The organism is Actinoplanes sp. NPDC048796 (genome assembly GCF_040650035.1).
Lineage (GTDB): Bacteria > Actinomycetota > Actinomycetes > Mycobacteriales > Micromonosporaceae > Actinoplanes.
In genome coordinates, this window is the sequence record NZ_JBEZGO010000005.1 from 211,293 (window position 1) to 230,163 (window position 18,871).

General features: G+C 70.2%; 15 protein-coding genes. 9 read left to right on the forward strand and 6 right to left on the reverse strand.

What is annotated here, in order from left to right:
* Window positions 1-134: 134 nt before the first annotated feature.
* Window positions 135-2,546, reverse strand: coding sequence for a transglycosylase domain-containing protein (locus AB0C26_RS22655; protein WP_360250640.1), 2,412 nt, complete (start codon window positions 2,544-2,546; stop codon window positions 135-137).
* A gap of 260 nt (window positions 2,547-2,806) precedes the next feature.
* Between AB0C26_RS22655 and AB0C26_RS22660 the strand changes: the two genes are divergently transcribed.
* The 6 genes from AB0C26_RS22660 (at window position 2,807) to AB0C26_RS22685 (ending at window position 11,409) form a co-directional block, all read left to right on the forward strand.
* On the forward strand, window positions 2,807-3,214 hold the full coding sequence (locus tag AB0C26_RS22660; protein ID WP_360250643.1) for an ATP-binding protein: 408 nt from the start codon (window positions 2,807-2,809) through the stop codon (window positions 3,212-3,214).
* Between the two features lie 18 nt (window positions 3,215-3,232).
* A complete protein-coding gene (locus AB0C26_RS22665; RefSeq protein WP_360251641.1) occupies window positions 3,233-4,420 on the forward strand; it encodes a GAF domain-containing SpoIIE family protein phosphatase in 1,188 nt (395 codons plus the stop codon).
* Between the two features lie 46 nt (window positions 4,421-4,466).
* Entirely contained in the window at window positions 4,467-6,524 is a 2,058-nt protein-coding gene (locus tag AB0C26_RS22670) for a PAS domain S-box protein (RefSeq protein WP_360250646.1), read from the forward strand.
* A gap of 124 nt (window positions 6,525-6,648) precedes the next feature.
* Complete coding sequence (locus tag AB0C26_RS22675; protein ID WP_360250649.1) at window positions 6,649-9,639, forward strand: NACHT domain-containing protein; 2,991 nt, start codon at window positions 6,649-6,651, stop codon at window positions 9,637-9,639.
* Window positions 9,640-9,765: 126 nt separating this feature from the next.
* Window positions 9,766-10,488 (forward strand): hypothetical protein, encoded by a 723-nt coding sequence (locus AB0C26_RS22680; protein WP_360250652.1) that lies wholly within the window; start codon window positions 9,766-9,768, stop codon window positions 10,486-10,488.
* A 45-nt stretch (window positions 10,489-10,533) separates the two neighbouring features.
* Window positions 10,534-11,409, forward strand: a complete 876-nt coding sequence (locus AB0C26_RS22685; RefSeq protein WP_360250655.1) for an alpha/beta hydrolase — start codon at window positions 10,534-10,536, stop codon at window positions 11,407-11,409.
* A gap of 171 nt (window positions 11,410-11,580) precedes the next feature.
* Here the strand turns inward: AB0C26_RS22685 and AB0C26_RS22690 are convergent, their stop codons facing one another.
* Genes AB0C26_RS22690 through AB0C26_RS22700 form a run of 3 tightly spaced genes read right to left on the reverse strand, consistent with a single transcriptional unit; the run spans window position 11,581 to window position 13,516 of the window.
* Window positions 11,581-12,486 (reverse strand): NAD(P)H-binding protein, encoded by a 906-nt coding sequence (locus tag AB0C26_RS22690; RefSeq protein WP_360250658.1) that lies wholly within the window; start codon window positions 12,484-12,486, stop codon window positions 11,581-11,583.
* A 54-nt stretch (window positions 12,487-12,540) separates the two neighbouring features.
* Window positions 12,541-13,059: a hypothetical protein gene (locus AB0C26_RS22695; protein ID WP_360250661.1), complete on the reverse strand. Its 519-nt coding sequence runs from the start codon at window positions 13,057-13,059 to the stop codon at window positions 12,541-12,543.
* A gap of 10 nt (window positions 13,060-13,069) precedes the next feature.
* Window positions 13,070-13,516, reverse strand: a complete 447-nt coding sequence (locus AB0C26_RS22700; protein ID WP_360250664.1) for a helix-turn-helix domain-containing protein — start codon at window positions 13,514-13,516, stop codon at window positions 13,070-13,072.
* 92 nt (window positions 13,517-13,608) lie between these two features.
* Between AB0C26_RS22700 and AB0C26_RS22705 the strand changes: the two genes are divergently transcribed.
* Genes AB0C26_RS22705 through AB0C26_RS22715 form a run of 3 tightly spaced genes read left to right on the forward strand, consistent with a single transcriptional unit; the run spans window position 13,609 to window position 16,470 of the window.
* Window positions 13,609-14,982, forward strand: a complete 1,374-nt coding sequence (locus tag AB0C26_RS22705) for an MFS transporter (RefSeq protein ID WP_360250667.1) — start codon at window positions 13,609-13,611, stop codon at window positions 14,980-14,982.
* Window positions 14,982-15,638 carry an SGNH/GDSL hydrolase family protein gene (locus AB0C26_RS22710; protein WP_360250670.1) on the forward strand — a complete coding sequence of 219 codons (657 nt, stop codon included), beginning with the start codon at window positions 14,982-14,984 and terminating at the stop codon, window positions 15,636-15,638. The genes AB0C26_RS22705 and AB0C26_RS22710 overlap by 1 nt, the downstream gene beginning before the upstream one ends.
* Before the next feature lie 4 nt (window positions 15,639-15,642).
* Window positions 15,643-16,470, forward strand: coding sequence for a hypothetical protein (locus AB0C26_RS22715; RefSeq protein ID WP_360250673.1), 828 nt, complete (start codon window positions 15,643-15,645; stop codon window positions 16,468-16,470).
* A 292-nt stretch (window positions 16,471-16,762) separates the two neighbouring features.
* Here AB0C26_RS22715 and AB0C26_RS22720 read toward each other — a convergent pair whose 3' ends face one another.
* Window positions 16,763-18,175 (reverse strand): GMC oxidoreductase, encoded by a 1,413-nt coding sequence (locus AB0C26_RS22720; RefSeq protein WP_360250676.1) that lies wholly within the window; start codon window positions 18,173-18,175, stop codon window positions 16,763-16,765.
* 73 nt (window positions 18,176-18,248) lie between these two features.
* A complete protein-coding gene (locus tag AB0C26_RS22725) occupies window positions 18,249-18,869 on the reverse strand; it encodes an ATP-binding cassette domain-containing protein (protein ID WP_360250679.1) in 621 nt (206 codons plus the stop codon).
* Between the last annotated feature and the right edge of the window lie 2 nt (window positions 18,870-18,871).

Consider the following 18,871-nt stretch of genomic DNA (forward strand, 5'->3'; position numbering starts at 1 on the left):
TCTTTAACCATCCCCCTTCCCCGGCCTTGGCTAGGGCCCCCCCAAAACATCAACCAAGCTTGACGGCTCTTTTGTGGCACCCCCTCCCCTCGGCCGTCCCAGCGCAAGAAAGCAAAAAGCAGGAAAGACGCGTCTCACTCCCCAGGCCGAGGCGGCGTAAGAATCGGCGGGAACCCAGGAAGCGCAGGTTTCGGCACGTCCTTGCCATTGCTGGTCTGGATCGTCACGATCCCGCCCTTGATGGTGCGCCCGCTGGGCGCCGTCCCCGCGACAGTCCCCGGTGGGCACTTAGAGTCCACGTCCCCCCCGACATACACCCGGAAGCCCGCATCGCTGAGCCGGTCCATCGCGTCGCCCAGCGAGTCGCATGTGACGTCCGGGATGCGGCGCTGGTCGCCGTACGCGATCTTTCGGTTCTCCGGTTTCTTGAACTGCACGGACGGCTTGCCCTGCATGTAGTCCCCCAGCGTGCGGTACACCGCCGGGTTCACCTGGGCGTGCCGCATCCGGTCGCGGTGGGCCTGGTAGTCCGGGTTGACCAGGTACCCCGCCACCACCAGTGAGGTCGTGCCCGCGATCAGGGATGCCGTGCGGTCGCGGTCCGTTGTTCCCGTCTTGCCGAAGACCGGATGATCCACCACGTCGTGGGTCTGCGGGGCCGTTGCGCCCTCGCAGCTGCCCAGGCGGGCCGAGTCGCCGACCGGGCAGCGCGTCGCGTCCAGGGCCGCCCGGGCCACGTCCGGGCTGGTCGCCCGCTTGCACTGGGGTTTGCCGATGTCGAGTTTCTGGCCGTCCTTGGTGACGATCTGCTCGATCGGTGTGGGTTCGCAGTACATGCCGTCGCCGGCCAGCGTCGCGTACGCGTTCGCCATGTCCAGCGGGGTGGTCGCCGAGACGCCCAGGGTGAACGCCCCCCACTGGTGGGAGTAGCCCGGTGAGGCCAGTTTGGCGTCGCTCGGCGCCCGGAATTTGATGCCGAAGCGTTTCGCCGCGTCGACCACGCGTTCGGCGCCGATCTGTTCTTCCAGCGGTACGAAGTACGTGTTGATCGACTTGCCGAAGGCCGACCACATGTTGAAGACGCCTTCGCCGCCTCCGCCGGCGTTCTGCGGGCACCAGAAGTGGGTGCCGTCGCACGCCGATTCGCTGCGCGAGCTGATGATGTAGTTCGAGCGGTACTGCTTCTCCGTCTTGATCTGGTAGGCGAGGGGCACTCCCTTTTCCAGCGCCGCCACCATCGTGAACATCTTCATGACCGAGCCGGCCTGGTAGCCGGTGATGTCGCCGCCGCCGGTGAGCAGCGGGTTCGTCGTGTTCGGGTAGCTGCCCCGGATGCCGCGTTTGCGTTTCGCCGGGTCGGAGGACATGGAGTTCTTCGACTCGTCCAGCTTGAACCGGCGGTTCGCCGCCAGCAGCCGGACCTTGCCCGTGCCGGGCTGGACCGCCGCCAGCAGGAGCGCGTTCGTGTCCTTCTCGGAGATGAGCTCGGCGATCCGCTTGCGGGCCTGGCTCTGCGCCTTGACGTCGATCGTCGTCGTGATGCGGTAGCCGCCGCTCTTCAGGCGGCGCTCTCGATCGTACGGCGTCGCTCCGAATTGTTCCCTTTCCATCCACCACCGGTAGAAGAAGTCGCAGAAGAAGCCCCACTCGTTGCGGGAGACCGAGACGCAGCCGTTGCCGATCGGCTTGACCTTGCGCGGGATCGGCTCCTTGATCGCCTTGTCGGCCTGGGCCTGGGTGATCGCGCCCAGCTCGACCATGCCGGGGATGACGTACGCGTCGCGGCGCTGCTTGATCGCCTTGTAGCCCTCGGCGGTGGTCGGGTCGAACGCCGACGGCGCCTTGACGACCGCCGCCAGCAGGGCCGCCTGCCCGACGGTGAGGTCTTTCGGCTTCTTGTTGAAGTAGACCTGGCTGGCCGCGAAGATCCCGTACGTCTGCTTGCCGAACGGCGCGATGTTCAGGTAGCGCTCGAGGATCTGGTCCTTGCTCAGCTCCTTCTCGACCTGCATGGCGTACTTCATCTCGGTGACCTTGCGTTTCGGCGTGTCCTCGGTCGCGTCGACGACCTCCTGCGGGCTGGTCGCCGAGTAGGCGAGCGACATGCGTACCCACTGCATGGTGATCGTCGAGGCGCCCTGTTTGGACTTGCCGTTGTTGTTGTTGACCAGCGCCCGGGCCACGCCTTTGAGATCGACGCCGTTGTGGTTGTAGAACTCGCGGTCCTCGGCGGCGACCATGGCGTCGCGCATGGGCTTCGCGATGTCCTTGAGGCGTACGTCGCTGCGGAACTCGTCGTAGAACTGGGCCAGCTGGGTCTTGTTGTCGGACGCGTAGACCCGGGTGATCTGGGGGGAGCTGAACGCCTTGAGCTCGCCGGGCAGGCTGGCGAACGTCTCACCGCCGGCCTTGGCGGCCAGCCCGGACATGGCCACGACGGGGAAGGCGGCCGCCGCCACGACGACTCCGGCGAGCAGACCGCACAGCAGGAACGCGAACCCGTTGAAGAAGATGTTGTGATCGCGCCGCCGCATCCAGGAACTCACAGAACCACCACCCGGAACCACCACCCGTGACTAGGCGTCGAGCCGCGTCAATCAAACCTCATTTTGTCAAGCTGCGCTTCCCCCGAAAAGGAGCAATTCGGCCGGGTCGAGAGGGGAGGGTGCCGGGTTCGCTCGTACGGACGTGGCCCGCCGCAACCACCCGGTCGGGTGATGTGACGGCCGTGACCAGGGTGGTTGTGATCGAAATGCTTTGCGGTACGCCGTGCGGGGCACTGAACAAGCCCATGACGGGGTGGCGGATGGCGCAGCCGGTAGCCGCCGACGAGGTCGGGCGGTGGACGGTCGACGAGCCGGTGGAGTTACGGATCCTGCGGGCCGAGATGCGCAAAGTGGACACGGGGCCGGCGAGCGACACCCTGCTGGTGGTGGCGACCGAGTTGGCGTCGAACGCGCTGCGGCACGCCCGGTCGCGGGCCGTCGTCGCGCTGCTGCGGACCCCGGACGCGGTGATCATCGACGTGGCCGACCGGGACCCCCGGGGACGCCCGGCCGTCGACGCCGCGCGCCCGCGGAGGTCGGGCGGGCTGGGGCTGCCGCTGACCGAGAAGCTGGCGCTCGACGTCGGCTGGTACCCGGCGGCCGGCGGCAAACACGTGTGGGCCAGGTTCGCACTTTCCGCCTCCCGTCGGTGGGGTCCCTCCAACTAGGGTGGCCTCGTGGGGGCGATGCGTGACGACGAGCGGCTGCGCCGCCTGGAAGCGGTCACCGACGCCGCCCTGTCCCGGCTCGAGGTCTCCGATCTTCTCGACGAGCTTCTCGAGCGGGTACGCGATCTGCTCGAAGCCGACACCGCCGCCATCATGCTGCTCGACTCGCACGCGCGGCAGCTCGTCGCCACCGCCGCCAAGGGCCTCGAGCAGGAGATCCGTCAGGGCGTCCGGATCCCGGTCGGCCAGGGCTTCGCGGGCCGCGTCGCCCAGGGCCGCCACCCGGTGGTGCTGCACGATGTGACCGCTGACGACGTGGCCAGCCCGGTCCTGATCGAGAAGGGCATCCGGTCGCTGCTCGGCGTGCCGGTGCTGGCCGCCGGCGAGGTCATCGGGGTGCTGCACGTCGGCACCTGCTCGCCGCGGCACTTCACCGAGGACGACATCCGCCTGCTCGAGGTGGCGGCCGACCGGGCCGGCGCGGCCGGGCAGATCCGGGCCCGCAAACTCGACCAGGCGGCGGCGCTCGCCCTCCAGCGCAGCCTGCTGCCGTCGCTGCTGCCCGAGCTGCCCGAGCTCAGCTTCGCCGCCCGCTACGTCCCCGGTCACGAGTTCGGGCTGGGCGGCGACTGGTACGACGTGTTCCACCTGCCGTCGGGCCCGCTCGGGCTGGTCATCGGCGACGTCGCCGGCCACGGGCTCGCCTCGGCGGTGGTGATGGGCCGCGTGCGGAGCGCGCTGCGGGCGTACACCCTGATGAGTGACGATCCGGCCGAGGTCCTCACCCTGCTGGACCGGAAGGTCCGGCATTTCGAGGCCGGCAGTCTCACCACGGCCCTGTACGCGACCATCTCCCCCGACCACACCGCGGTGCACCTGTCCTCGGCGGGCCATCTGCGCCCGGTGCTGGCCCTGCCGAACGGCGAGAAGGGGCTGGTCGAGATGCCGGTCGACGCCCCGCTGGGCGTCGGCGGCGAGCGTTCGCGGCGGACCACGCGGATCGACCTGCCGCCGGGCGCCCTGATGCTGTGCTACACCGACGGGTTGATCGAGCGCCGCGACCGGATCATCGACGTCGGCGTCGACGCCCTGATCGAAGTGGTGCGCCCGGCCGCGCCCGAGCGGGTCTGCTCCGAGGTGATGGCCGGCATCGGCCCCGACCAGCCGACCGACGACATCGCGGTGCTGGCGGTTCACCGGCGCTAACCGCTCAGCGACGGCCCGCGACGGCCGATGATTCACCGTGAGGCTCGTGCGCAGGATCAGACCCGCGCTGGTCCCGCTGCTGATCTGGCTGGTGCTGGTGGCGGTGGGCACCGCGGTGCTGTCCTGGCAGCAGTACGACAGCCGGCAGTCGGTGGCGCAGCGCTTCAACCTCCGGGTCGGGCTGATCGGCGACTTCGTCACCAGCTACACCGGGGACCTCATGGAGCGCGAGCGCGTGCAGGCCCGCGCCTCGCTGTCCGATCCCGTCGTCGACGAGCGCGACTTCGCCCGGGCGACCGCCGGTTTCGGCTATCCGGCCGCCGTCCTGCTCGATTCCAAGGGCCGGGCGCTGCAGGTCGTGCCGCACGACGCGACGATCGTCGGCAAGGATCTGGCCTCGCGGTACGGGCATCTGTGGACCGCCCTGCACGAGGGCCGGGCCGCGGTCTCGCCGGTCGTGTCGTCGGTCGTGCGCGGCCTTCCGGTGGTCGCGTTCGCCGTTCCCTACCAGACCACCTCCGGGCGGCGGGTCTTCTCCGGCGCCGTGGAGATCCGCGACAGCCCGCTGTCGAGTTATCTGTCCACCGCCCTGACCTACAGCGGCGCCGAGGTGCAACTGGTCGACGGCAACGGCAGCGTCGTCGCCGCGAACGGGACGCTCGACGGCGCGGTGCCCACTCTGGCCGGCAAGAACGAGCCGCTGGCGGCGGCGCTGCGGCAGCACACCAAGGGCCGGTATCAGGCCGGTGGCCGGTGGTGGCGCTATTCGTCGACCCCGATCGAGGGCACGCCGTGGCGGCTGTCGGCCACCGTCCCCGAGGACGTGCTGTTCGCGACGCTGACCGGCAACGAGCTCGCCGGCCGGGCCGGTCTCGGCGGCGCCGCCGTGGTGGGCCTGCTGGTGGTGCTGGCGGCCGGCCGGGTTCGGCGCAGCCGCCAGCACCTGCGCCTCAGCGAGGACCGGTTCCGTAAGGTGTTCGACGGCTCCCGGATCGGCATGACCTTGACCGACACCGAGGGCCGTTACGTGCGGGTCAACCCGGCCGCGGCCGAGCTGTTCGGCCGGTCCGAGGCGGACCTGATCGGCCGGCGCAGCGACGACATCACCCACCCGGACGACGTGGGCCGGGCCGCCGGGTTCATCCGCGACTGCCTGTCCGGCCGCATCGACGGCTTCGACCTGGAGAAACGGTACGTCCACGCGGACGGCCGGATCATCGACGCGTCGGTCACCAGCGCCCTGCTGCGCGACACCGAGGGCCGGCCGCAGTACTTCGCCATGCAGATCATCGACACCACCGAACGCCGCGCCCTGGAACGGGCCCGGCTCGCCGACCGGGCCGAGCTGGCCGAGCGGGCCGAGCAACTTCAGCAGGTCAACGCCCACCTGGGCGACGTCATGGCGATGTTGAGCCACGACGTCCGCCAGCCCCTGACCCGGATCATCGGTCTCGGCGAGCTGCTGCTGGACGACTGGGAGGAGTCGACGTCGGAGGCCAAGCTTCATGACGTACGGCGGATGACCGCGGCCGGGCACAGCGCCAGCGAGCTCGTCACCGACATCCTGACCCTGGCCCAGCTCGACGCGGGGGCGCTGGTGGCCCGGCCGGTACGGGTCGATCTGCCGCACCTGGTCCGCGCGGCCGTGACCGGCGAGCAGGTCACCGTGGTGGCGCCCGACGAGATCTACGGCTTCGCCGACCCCAAGCACCTCCAGCTGATCCTGGGCAACCTGCTGGCCAACGCCGCCAAGTACGGCGAGCCGCCGGTCACGGTGACGGTGGCCAACCGGCGCGATCACGTCGAGATCAAGGTCGCCGACGAGGGTGAGGGCGTTCCCGAGGCGTTCGTCGAGCATCTTTTCGACCGTTTCGCCCGTGCCGAGAGTGGTGTCGCCACGCGGACCAGCGGTACCGGGCTCGGGCTCTACCTGGTGCGCCAGCTGGCTCAGGCGGGCGGCCTGGACGTCAGCTACCGGCCGAACCAGCCGCGCGGCGCCGCCTTCCTGGTCACGGTCCCGCACGCGTACGAGGCCCCGGCCTTCGACCCCCGCGGTGACGAGACGAAGCGCATGACCTCGCCCCGCCGGACCTCGGCCGGCTGAGCTCCGGCCCCACCGGCCGGTGTTGTCATTCCGGGGTCGTCATTCCGGCGTTGTCATTTCAAGATCCTAATAGGATAATTCGCCCATGGCGAGTCCGGGATTGAATTCCTCGATATCGTACGGATTGATCCTCGTTGCCGTTCTGGCCGTTATTCTGTGGGCCGCCAAGCAATTCTTCGGGCGCTTTCTCCAGGAGATGGGCACCAAGTTCTCCGCGTTGTTCGTCCGGCGCATCTCGGCCAGCCGCCTCCTCAGCGCCCGGGCCCTGCGCGCCTACCGCCGCGCGGTGCGGGCCAATTTCGCCCGGCACCGGCTCGGGCTGGTCAGCGACCAGGCCCCCGGCAGCAGCACCGTGGAGATCCTCAAGGTCTACGTCCCCCTGCAGTACGAGAGTGGTGGCGAGCGCTCCGACGTCTACAACTGGCTTCGGCAGCAACCCCGCGTGGTCGTGCTCGGCCTGCCCGGCGCCGGCAAGTCGATGCTGCTCAAGCACTCGATGCTGATCTGGGCGATCGACGAGTCCTCGTCCGGGATGCGCCTGCCGGTGATGGTCGACCTGCACCGGTGCAACGGCGACGAGGCCCCGCTGCCGGAGCTGATCGAGCAGGAACTCGCCCGCAACGACGTCCGCAAGGGCCCGGCCTTCGTCGAGGAGGCGCTGCGCGCGGGCGAGCTCGCCGTCCTGCTCGACGGGCTCGACGAGGTCGGCCGGGACGACCAGGACCGGGTCACCCGGATGTTGCGCGACTTCGCCCAGAACTATCCGCGCTGCCAGGTCGTCGTCACCTGCCGTACCGCCGCGTACTTCGGGCAGCTGGAGCCACAGTTCCCCGAGCGGGTCTACGTCGCCGACTTCGACGACGCGAACGTCCGCCGCTTCCTCAGCAACTGGCCCGGCCTCACCGAGGAGCAGGCGGACAAGCTCTTTCTCGACCTGCAACACAACCAGCAGCTGATGCGCCTCGCGGCCAGCCCCCTGCTGCTGACCATGATCGCTTATCTGTACGGGGTGGTGCTGGCCCGCGACGGGCGCACCCTGCCCACGTCGCGGGTGGCCTTCTACGAGATGGCGGTCGACCATCTGCTCCGCCGGGACATCGTGATGTCCCGCGACCGGCGCATCTCGCAGTACGACTGGCAGGACAAACTGGCCGTGCTCCAGCGGGTGGCGCTCGCGCTCCAGGAGGCGCCGCCCGGCCGCCCCGACCGCCTCTCGATCGACCGGGCCGGCCTGATGACCATCGTCAACGGCATGCTGCCCGACCTCAACCTCGACGCCGAGCACGCCCGGCCGCTCGTCCAGGAGATCGACGAGCGCAGCCACCTGCTGGTGACGCTCGACCGCAGCAATTCCCGGTACGCCTTTCCGCACCTCACGCTCCAGGAATATCTCGCCGCCATGGAATTGGCGGCGCGCCCGGACACGCTGCTGGAGAGGTATTTCGCCGACCCGGCCGGATGGCGCGAGACGGTGAAACTGTGGTGCGGCGGCTCGAGCCGGGAGTGCACCGAGGTCGTACGCACCATCTTCGACACCGGCGCCGACCACGACCGGATCCTGGCCCTGGAATGCCTGGCCGAGGCCAAACGCGTCGACAACCAGCTCGCCACCAGCATCATCGCCCACTTCCTGCGACGGCTGACCGAGCCCAGCGACCGCCAGGGCGCGGTGGTGAACGCGCTGAGCACGGTCGCCTCGGACACCCGCCCGCGCGGCAAGTACGTCTTCACCGAGCTGGTCAAGCGCAGCCAGCGCGGTCAGCCGATGCGGCAGGTCGCCACCACGGCCCTGGCCAAGACCCGCCTGCCGCAGGCGGTCGAGATCCTGGCCACCATGGCCGCCACCGGCGACGAACACGCCCGGCAGGCGCTGCGCTCGATGGGCGAGCAGGCGATACCGGCCCTGCGCACCCAGATCGCCCACGGCGTCCTGCCGGCCGTCGACGACCTGGCGTTCGTGGGCACCCCCGCCGCCGCGCAGGCCCTGGCCGAGTCCCTCTGGTCCGACGACCCCGAGGCGATCCGCGCCGCCTGGCGGCTGGCCGAGCTCCTGCAGCAGGAGGACATCGAGGCCCATCTGCGCCTGCACGATCCGGCCCCCGGCCTCACCGGAGCCTCGGCGGACTGGATATCCGCGCCGTTCCGCGGCCCGGACGCCGGTCACCTTCCCAAAATCATCGGACGGATGGGTTTCCTGCTGGACCGCAGCCCGGACCATCCGCCCGGCATCGCCCACATCGACGCTCGGCTGGCCATCCCGCTGGGCGTCGTCCGCGGGGCGGAACAGGCGAAGGCCTCGCCGTACGCCCCACCCCGCCTGCTGAAGAACCTCATCCGCGACGTGTCGCCGAACATCACGTACCCGACCTGGGAGGACGTCGACCGGGTCCTGGAGAGAGCGGCCCCGGACGCCCCCACCACCCGCGCGATCTGCGCCGAGGTGCTGGCCACGCACGGCGTGAGCGGCCGGCGCCGCGCCATCATCGGGATGCTCGACGACACCTCGCGGGTCGAGGCCGTCCGCCGGGTGTTCTGCCGCCGCGACCCGCGCGCCTCACCTCAACACTGGTCGACGGTGAACAGCGAGCCCCGGCGACCCACCCTGGCCCTGGTGCTGCTCGTGGCCTGCGCCGCGCCGCTGGCCCTGGCCGTGGCCGGGCTCGGCATCGGCCGGCTGCTCGGCACCCTGTTCGGCTTCTGGCCGCTGGGCCCCGACTGGCTGACCTGGACCCTGCTGGCCGTGATGGTCTCGGTGCCCCTCCTGCTGCTGCTCACGACGTTCTCCGACTCGGTCGGCATCTACTCGCCGGCCCTCGGCCGCTGGCTGAACGCGCTGGAGGAGGGCCTGCTGCCCGAGGCGGTGGTGGCCATCTGGGCGCTCGTCTCGATCTGCGGTCTCGGGGTGCTGGCCGGCGCCACCCTCGGCGGCTGGTTCGGCTGGATGTGGTCCCTCGCCGTCGTCCTCGCGCTGGCCACGGGCACCGTGACGTTCTACGTCATCTGGCGCCGCCACGTCGACGCCCTGGAGAACCCGCTACGCCCCCTGCGCGACCTGGCCGCCCTCAACCTGGGCCGCCGCATGTCCATCATCAGCACCGAGGCGGCGCCCACCTAGCTCTCGAACCGCCAGGTCGAATGCGAAAAAGCCTCGTCCGGCGTCATGGGCTGCCGATGATGCGGCTGGCCCAGCTGCCGTACCGCTGGGCGCGCCGTTCTTCGTGTGACTCGACAAGGAACCATCGTGAGCAGTCTTCCCCGCAAGAGCGCCACCGCGCCCGTACTGTCCGTTGTTGCCGTCGTCGCTTTGATGTCCGGCTGCGGCAGCACCGGCTCGAGCGGGGCCGCCGCCGGCTCGTCGGCGGCGCCGTCGGCATCGGGGAGCCCGTCGGCCGCTGCTGCCTCTCCCAGCGCCGCGGTATCCGCCGGCACCGCGGGAAAAGGCATCCTGACCAGCTCCAACTGGAACGGGACCGTGGTCGACGATGCGGCCAGCACCAAGGCGATCTCCGGCTACAGCCGGCCGGTGTTCGACAAGGCGATCCAATTCGCCGACATGTTCGTCAGCCTGGACCAGGGCAACTGTTCCTGGCTGTCAGGTACCGACAACGGGACCGCCGCGATGTACTCGCTGTTCACTCCGAACACCGTGGACGAGGCGATAAGCAAGAAGTACGGCATCTTCTTGGACGTACGAAAGTCCGGGCTCACGTTCCCGAAGGAGAACTGCGCCGGTCCCAGCGTCACGAAATGGAAGGTCGAGTCGGCCGGAAGCGGGACGGCCAAATCTCCACTACGTGTGTCCGGCTCCACCACCACCGTGCTGTACCCGACCGGTAAGCCGAAATTCTCCGTGACGCAGACGACCACGCTATGGCTGGTCCGGTCCACGTCACAAAACGCTCATCTCGGCTGGCTGGCCAATCAAAGCTACTCGACGAAGCCCGTCACCGACTGGGTCAAGTGACCGCGTTTCGCCGACGACCGAGTTCCCGTTGTCTTCATTCACGGCTTGTGGTTGCACGCGTCGTCGTGGCAGCCGTGGATCGATCTGTTCGAGGAGCGCGGCTATCCGGCCACCGCGCCGGGCCGGCCCGGTGACGCCGCCACCGTCGAGCCGATCCTGATCGGGCACTCGTTCGGTGGGCTGATCGCCCAGAAGCTGCTCGGCGCCGGCCTCGGCGCCGCGACCGTCGCCATCGACGCCGCCCAGATCGAGGTAGTGCTGCCACTTCCGCTGTCGGCGCTGCGGTCGGGTTTCCCGGTCCTGGGCAACCCGACCAAGTCGATCCCCGCACCCGGAAAGCCGCTCTTCGAGGCGGCCGCCGCCAACTTCAACCCGCATTCGCCGGCCGAGGTCGCCACCGCCAACGAGTCCCGCGGCCCGCTGCTGCTCATCTGGTTCGAGTGGCACGAGATCATGCCCGCCCTCGCCGCCCGCTACACCGTCGTCGCGCCCGACCTTCCCGGCGCCGGTGAGAGCGACGCCCCCGCCGGCGGCTACGACAAGAAGACGATGGCCGCCAAAATCCATGGCCTGCTCGTCTCGCAAGGGCTGAACAGGGACATCCGGCTGGTCGGGCACGACATCGGCACCATGGTCGCCTACGCGTACGCCGCCGCCCATCCGGCAGAGGTCAAACGGCTGGTGCGCAGTGAAGCCCCGATTCCGGACGAAAGCATCTACTCATTCCCGGCGCTGTCGACGGACGGCCCCGGGCCCCTGGCAGTTCGGGTTCTTCCTGCTGTCCAACGGCATTCCCGAGCGGACGGTGAACGGCCGCGAGGAGCAGTGGGATGCCGGTGCTCGACGTCGGCGCCGACCACAGCCTCAAGGACTTCCTCGCCAAGCAGGTCCCGAGCTACGCCACCCGCGTCACCGCCGTGACGATCGCGAACTCCGGCCATTGGATCTACGAGGAACATCCCGCCGAGATGACGCAGCGCCTGCTCGCGTTCTTCCGTTAGCCCCAGATCCGACTTCCTGAGGCGGCTGCTTGACGAATGACCTGAGCACCACCCGGACGCACCGGTCCGAGTGGTGCTCACGGCGATGCGGTCAGGCGGCGCCGAAGGCGGCGCGATGGTCGCGGGCCCACTCTTCGAGGGTGCGGCCGGGCCGCCCGGTGAGGTCGCGCACGCCGCTCCGGACCCGGTCGGGCTCGGCCACCGTGTCCGACCAGTAGTCGAGCAGCATGGCGACGATGTCCTCGGAAATGAACGGGGCGACGTCCGCACGAAACTCGTCCGGGCTGATCTCTACGAGCCGGATGTCGCGTCCGATGCCAGCACCTATCGCGGCAACCTGGTCGATCCGGGTGAGCGACTGCGGGCCGGTCAACGGGTAGATCTGGCCATGGTGCCCGTCACGCAACAGCGCGGCGGCAGCAGCATCCGCGATGTCCGCCTCATGAATCGGCGCCGGTGCGGAGTGGATGAACGGCGCACGGATCGGCATCCCGGCCTTGATGGGCCAGGCCCACGAAAGCAGGTTGTTGGCGAACGTTCCCGGCCGCAGGATGGTCCAGGCGTCGGTTCGGGCCGTCACCGCCCGCTCAACCGCCACGTGGTGGGTGTGGCTGGCCGAGCCGATGTCCCGTGGAAACTCGCCGGCGGCGGCGAGCGATGACAACACCACGAATCGGCCGACTCCACCGGCGACCGCGGCGGCGACGAGATCGTCGACGCCGTGATCGATCGGAAAGACGAACATCCGGTCCACCCCGTCGAACAGATCCGCGGTCAACGACGAGGATGCGGTCAGGTCAGCACCGACGACCTCGACGCCTTCCGGTAGCTCTGCCTCCTTCGGTTGACGACTCACCGCGCGTACCTGCTCCCCGAAGCTCGCCAGAGCACCGATCAAACTACGCCCGACCGCTCCGGTGGCACCGGTTACCAGAATTGTCATCAACGATCCGATCCTCTTCGATGTTCCGAGCGCGGTGCCCGGCCCGAAATTCACGCTACGGATCGATCAGGTCAGTTTTCGGCCGCAATCATTCGTCACGACGCACTTCTAAGAAGCCGACCGGCGCCACGGGTCGAGATGGGTGGCGGCGAGCGCGCACCAGACGATCGCCGCCATGAGAAGTACGCCGATATAGCAACCCCAGCTGACCGTTCCGGAGTTCAGCGCATCCCGGACCATGACGCCAAGTCTCGGCTGGTTCGTCGTAGAGGGCGTGATCGCAAGGGTCGCGTCGGGGCCGTATGACCGCAGCGCGACGGTCAGCCACGTGCCGGCCGTGGTGAGCGTGGCGGCTGCCGCCAGGACGGCCGCACTGATGTCCCGGGCGCGGCGTGACAGCCGGCGTGGCCAGAGCAGCCATCCGGCCGCCGCGACCAGGGCGAGAACGACCCCGAGCGACCAGCCGGTCGATGCGGTCCAGGCCGACGCGGTGCTCGAGTGCTCGATCGTCTGCCCGGTGCCGTATGTCGTCGATGACCATCGAATGGTGTACCAGGGCAGCAGACTGTCAACGATCAGTGCCGTCGCGGCGGCCGTCATGGCCAGTTGCGATCGCCTCACAGTCACGTAGCCGACGCTACTGTGGACGCGGGCGCAGGTTCAGCTGACCCCGGTCCAGAGGGTCGCCGCAGGCCGTGCAGTGGACCTCGGCTATGAACTCGTGGCCGCAAGTGTGGTCGAACAGGACCGGGTCGGGGCCGTTGCGGACGTGTTCGTGGCCCCAGCGCTTCAAGGTCAGCAGGACGGGGGCCAGGGCTCGCCCGGCGTCCGTGAGGCGGTACTCGTAGCGGGGTGGGTGTTCGCTGTACTGCTTCCGGGCTATCACGCCGTGGTCCACCAGCTTGCGCAGGCGGGTGGTCAGGACGTCTCGGGGGGCGCCGGTGTTGCGGGCGATCTCGGTGAAGCGGCGCTCCGCGTAGAAGAGCTCGCGCACCACGAGCAGGCTCCAACGGTCGCCGACGACCTCGAGGGCGTCGGCGATCGTGCAGTCGCGGGGGGTCTTGTCGGCGGGCGCTGTCGGCATTCTCGAATTCTGCTCCCAGTGGGTTGTGATTTCAAACTGAGTCCTGCGAGGATGCGAGTCAGTTTGATTTGCCGACTGACTGGGAGGCGACCATGACCACCACCGCGGCCGCCGATGAGGTGGCGCCCGGGGCGGCCTCCCGGGCCACAGGTCTGCTGTGCACCGCCGCGTTCATGACGATGCTCGACCTGTTCATCGTCAACGTGGCGTTGGCTTCGATCGGCGCCAGCTACCCCCAGGCCTCCCTGCCGGGGCTCAGCTGGGTCCTCAACGCGTACATCGTGGTCTATGCCGCCTGCCTCATCCCGGCCGGCCGCCTGGCCGACCGGTACGGCCGGAAGGCGGGCTTCCTGGCCGGGCTGGGCGTCTTCACGGTGGCCAGCCTCGGTTGCGCGATCGCGCCCAGCCTGGGTTTTCTGGTCGCCTTCCGGGCCGTTCAGGCGGTCGGCGCGGCGGTGCTGACCCCGGCCAGCCTGGGGCTGATCCTCAGCGTCCTGCCGGGGCCGCGCCGGGCCGGCGCGGTGAAGCTGTGGGCCACCAGCTCGGCCTTCGCGGGCGCGCTCGGGCCGGTCATCGGGGGCCTGCTCGCGCAGACCTCGTGGCGGTGGGCCTTCCTGCTCAACCTCCCCATCGGAGTGATCGCCTTCGGGTACGCCCTGCGCCTGCTCCCCCGCGGCGCGCCGGTGAAGAGCGGGCGGATCCCCGATCCGGTGGGCTCGCTGGCCGTCGCGGTCGCGGTCGGCGCCGTGTCGCTGGGTCTGGTCAACGCCGGCGACTGGGGGTGGGGCTCGCCCGCGATTCTGCTGACGGGCGTGACCGCCGTACTGGCCTCAATGGTGTTGATCCATCGGGTCCGGACCCACCCGGCGCCCGTCGTGCCGCCCCAGCTGTGGAAGGTGCCCAGCTTCACCGCCGCCAACCTGACGATCCTGCTCTTCACCGGCGCCTTCAGCGCTGTCTTCCTGAGCGTGTCGCTGTGGCTCGAGATCGCCGCCGGCTACGGGCCGCTGCGCGCCGGGCTGGCGCTCGCTCCCGGCCCGGTGGCCGTGCCGCTGTTCGCGAGTCTCACCCAGCGCTGGGCCGCCGGCGTGCCGGCCCGGTTCGTCGTGTCCGCCGGGCTCGCCGTTTTCGGGGTGGGCGCCCTGCTGACGGCCGCCCAGGGCGCCGAGCACTACGCCACCGACATCCTTCCCGGCTGGATCGTCATGGGCGTGGGGATCGGGATCGCCATGCCCACTCTCATCGCCACCGCGACCGCCGACCTCGCCCCCGCCGCGGCGGCCACGGGCAGCGCGGTCGTCAACACCGCCCGCCAAGCGGGCTACGCCCTGGGTGTCGCGGGAGCCGTGGCCGTCCTGGGCGAGCAGATCGCCTTCCGGAACAGCACGATCGCCGTCGGCGCGGTGGCGCTGGCCAGCGCCGCGACCGCCCTGCGAATCCGCCACTCGAGAAGTCAGGACTCATGATGACGACCGTCGAAGCGACCGATCCCGATGTCCTCTCGCCCGCCGAGGGCGCGGAACTGCTCGCCGGCGCGCCCTGGCGGCGGTTCGCCGTCTTCGGCGACAGCCTCTCCCTCGGCGTCGGCGACGCCACCCCGGGGTACGACGACCTGGGCTGGCCGGCCCGCGTCGAGCGGGTGCTGCGGCGGGTGCGGCCCGGACTCGCGTACCTCAACACGGCGCGGGTGGGCGCGACGACCGCGCAGGCGATGCGCGAGCAGGCCCAGCGCGTCGAGGACTTCGGTCCCGACCTTCTGCATCTCAACAGCGGCGCCAACGACATCATGCGGCGCACCCCCGACTGGGGCCGGATCGAGAAGGACCTTCGATTGATGTACGCCTGGGCGAGCGCCACAGGCGCCCAGTTGAGCGTCTTCACCCTCGGCCGGGCCTTCGTCATCCCGGGCTTCCCCGACTTCAGCGACCGGGTCGCCCGCCTCAACGACCTCACGCGGGAGCTGGCGGCGGAGCACGGCGCGGCCGTCGGCGACTGCTGGGACCATCCGCTGAACGACCGGCCCGACCTGCTCAGCCAGGACCGGATCCACTTCGCCACCACCGGCCAGGCGGTCATCGCGACCGTGTTGATCCAGGCGCTCGGAGCGGCCGTGCGAGGATGAGGCCGTGATCTCCGGGCGGCCCCGTGTCCTGTACGTCAGCGATCTGGGCTATGAGGCCCGCGGGCGCCGCTACTGCGACGAGGACATCTTCCTGACGTCACGGCTGCGCGGCCACTTCGACCTGGCGGTGTGCCATCCCCTGGACGCCCGGGCGCTGATGGGCGACTTCGACGTGGTGGTGGTCCGCAACAGCGGGCCGGTCCTGAACTACCAGGCCGAGTACGAGGCGTTCCGCGCGGCCGCGGCCGAGGCGGGCGTGCGGGTCTTCACCGAGTTGACCGGTAAGGGGGACATGGCCGGCAAGCAGTATCTGCTCGATCTGTTCGCGGCCGGGTATCCGGTGATTCCCACGGTCGACCGGTTCGCGGACGTGGGCCGGCTGCCGCAGACGGATCGATACGTGGCCAAGCCGAAGTTCGGGGCGGACTCGGCCGGGCTGACCGTCGTCGAACGGTCCGCGCTGGACGGACTCGACTACACGGATCTGCTGGTGCAGCCCCACATCGACTTCACGTACGAGGTGTCGTTCTACTTCGTCGGCCACGACTTCCAGTACGCCCTGTACGCGCCCCGGCCGGACCAGCGCTGGGAACTCGAACCGTATGACGCCGACGAGGCCGACCTAGCCTTCGCGCGGCGCTTCATCGACTGGAACGCCGTCGAGCACGGCATTCAGCGCGTGGACGCCTGCCGCACCCGCGACGGCGGTCTGCTGCTCGTTGAGTTGGAAGACCTCAATCCTTTCCTCTCCCTGGACCGGGTGGGTCCGGCCACGCGCGACCGCTTCGTCGAGGCCATGACGGGCGCGCTTCTGCGCTTCGCCACGAGCTGAGGCCACGGCACGGGGCCGGTGCGGGCAGGCGGCCGGCGAAACGCCCACGACGGTACGGAAATCGGCGATCATGTGGGGCTGGTCGAAGGAGCCGGGGCGGCCGATCTCGAACTTGTTCGGGGACGGCGCCCAGGAAATCGCGGACCCGGCGGATGTGGCGGCCGTGGCCGCGGAGGCGCTCACCTCCGGCGGCCACGATCGCCGAGGCGGCGGTGGCCGGGGCGCTGCTGGTCCGGCGCGGCGGCAACGCGATCGTCAGCCCGGAGGTGGGCCGGCCGCTGCCGGGCCTGGGTCATGAAGAACTGGCAGCGGTTCGGATGAGATCGGCGGCGCGTTCGGCCACGGCCAGCACCGTGGCGTTCGGGTTGGCTGAGACGCCGCCCGGGAACACCGAGGCGTCCACGACGCGCAGGCCGGTCACGCCGCGCACGCGCAGGTCGAGGTCGACGGCGGCGTTCATGCGCAGTGAGCCGTACGGGTGCCAGTACGTGCCGGTGGCGTGACGGACGAAGGACGCGAGCCCGTCGGGGGTGTCGACCCAGGGACCGGGCAGGGTCTCGGGACCACGCCAGGCGGTCAGCCGGGGATCAGTCATCACCTGGCGAGCTGTTTGCAGGCCCTCCACCAGTTTGCTGACGTCACGCACGTCGGTGAGCAGGCCGGGGTCGATCCGGGGCGCCAGGCCGGGGTCGGCGCCGGCCAGGGTGACGCGACCGGTGCTGTAGGGCAGGACCACCGAGACGGCGACCAGGGAACCGGGGGCCACCACCGGCAGGCCGGCGGGCTGATACGGCACGGACATGGCGGTGAGCTGGACGTCCGGGCCGCCGGCGGCGGTCGAGGAACGGAGCAGGGCGGTGATCTCCGGTGGGCGGTATCCGGCGGCGGGCGGGTTCGGCCCGTACGCGTAGTTCAGCCCGGTCATCGCGTGATCCTGAAGGCCGCGGCCGACCGCGGGCAGGTCGGCCTCGACCGGGACGCCGGCCGCCCGCAACTCGTCGGCCGGGCCCACACCGGAGAGCAGCAGCAGGTGGGGTGAGCCGATCGCGCCGGCGCTGAGGATCACCTCGCGCTCGGCGCGGACGGCGACGCCGCCGGCGAGCTCGACCCCGCGGCAGGCGCCGTTCTCGATGATCAAGCGGAGGACGAGGGTGTCGGCCCGCACGGTCAGGTTGGGGCGGGCCAGAACCTCGGGCGTGAGGTACGCGTCGGCCGCGCTCTGCCGTTTGCCGTCCACGATCGCGAGGTCATGATGGATCGCCGTGTAGCGGCCGTCGTCGTTCAGCGCGTCGACCAGGGTGGCGAAGAACGGGTTGTCCGGCGGCAGCGGGGCGGGCCGCACCAGGCCGTCGAAGTAGGGCAGCAGATCGGCGTACCGCCAGCCCGCCGGCCAGGCGTCGTAGTTCTCGGGCACGCCGCGGATGTGCATCATCGCGTTGATCGCGCTGGAGCCGCCGAGCGCCTTCCCGCGCGGATACGGCAGCCGCAGGCCGTGCAGCCCCTCCTGCGGGACGGTGGTGAACCGCCAGTCGAGGCCGGTGCCCCGGAGCCTCGGCCAGATGTTGGGATCCTGTACGGCGTCTCGCGGGTTCCCGGTGCCGGCCTCGATCAGCAGCACCGAACACGCCGGATCCTCCGACAGGCGGGACGCCACCACCGAACCGGCGGTGCCGCCACCGACCACTACGACATCGAATCGTTCCATGACGACAACGGTGGCCGCGGCGCCGCCGGCCGCCATGAGCGATTCGACTGGTCAGTTGGCCCTCATTCGGCCCTCATTCCGAGACGACGCGGCCCGAGGCGAGGCGGACGACCCGGCCGGCGATGTCGATGACGCGCTGGTCGTGGGTGGCCACCAGAACCAGGGTGCCGGTGGCGGTGGACGCGGCCAGGGCGTCCAGGACCAGCTGGACGTGCTCGTCGTCCTGGTGGGCGGTGGGCTCGTCGAGGACGGCCACGGCCGGGTCGAGGACCAGGGCGCGGGCCAGGGCGGTACGTTGCTGCTCGCCCAGGGAGGTGTCGCGGGCGGGACGGTCGGCGATCGCGGTCAGGCCCAGACGGTCGAGGTGGGCCGGGCCGGCGGCCGAGCCTCGGAGGCCGGCCGGGAGGAAGACGTTCTCGGCGACGGTCAGGGTCGGCTCGAGGGCGAGCCGCTGCGGGAGCAGCGACACGGTGGCCCAGTCGGGTGACGGGTGGGCGGGCCGGCCGTCGACGAGCACACGGCCGGAGGTCGGGGTCATCACGCCGGCGATCAGGTGGCACAGCGTGGACTTGCCGGAACCCGACCGGCCGGCCAGGACGGCGGTGGTCGCCGCGTCCAGCGACAGGTCGACGCCGTCGAGCACGCGCGTGCCGCCGCGGGTGTGGCTCACCCCGTGCACTTCGATCAAGGCCACGA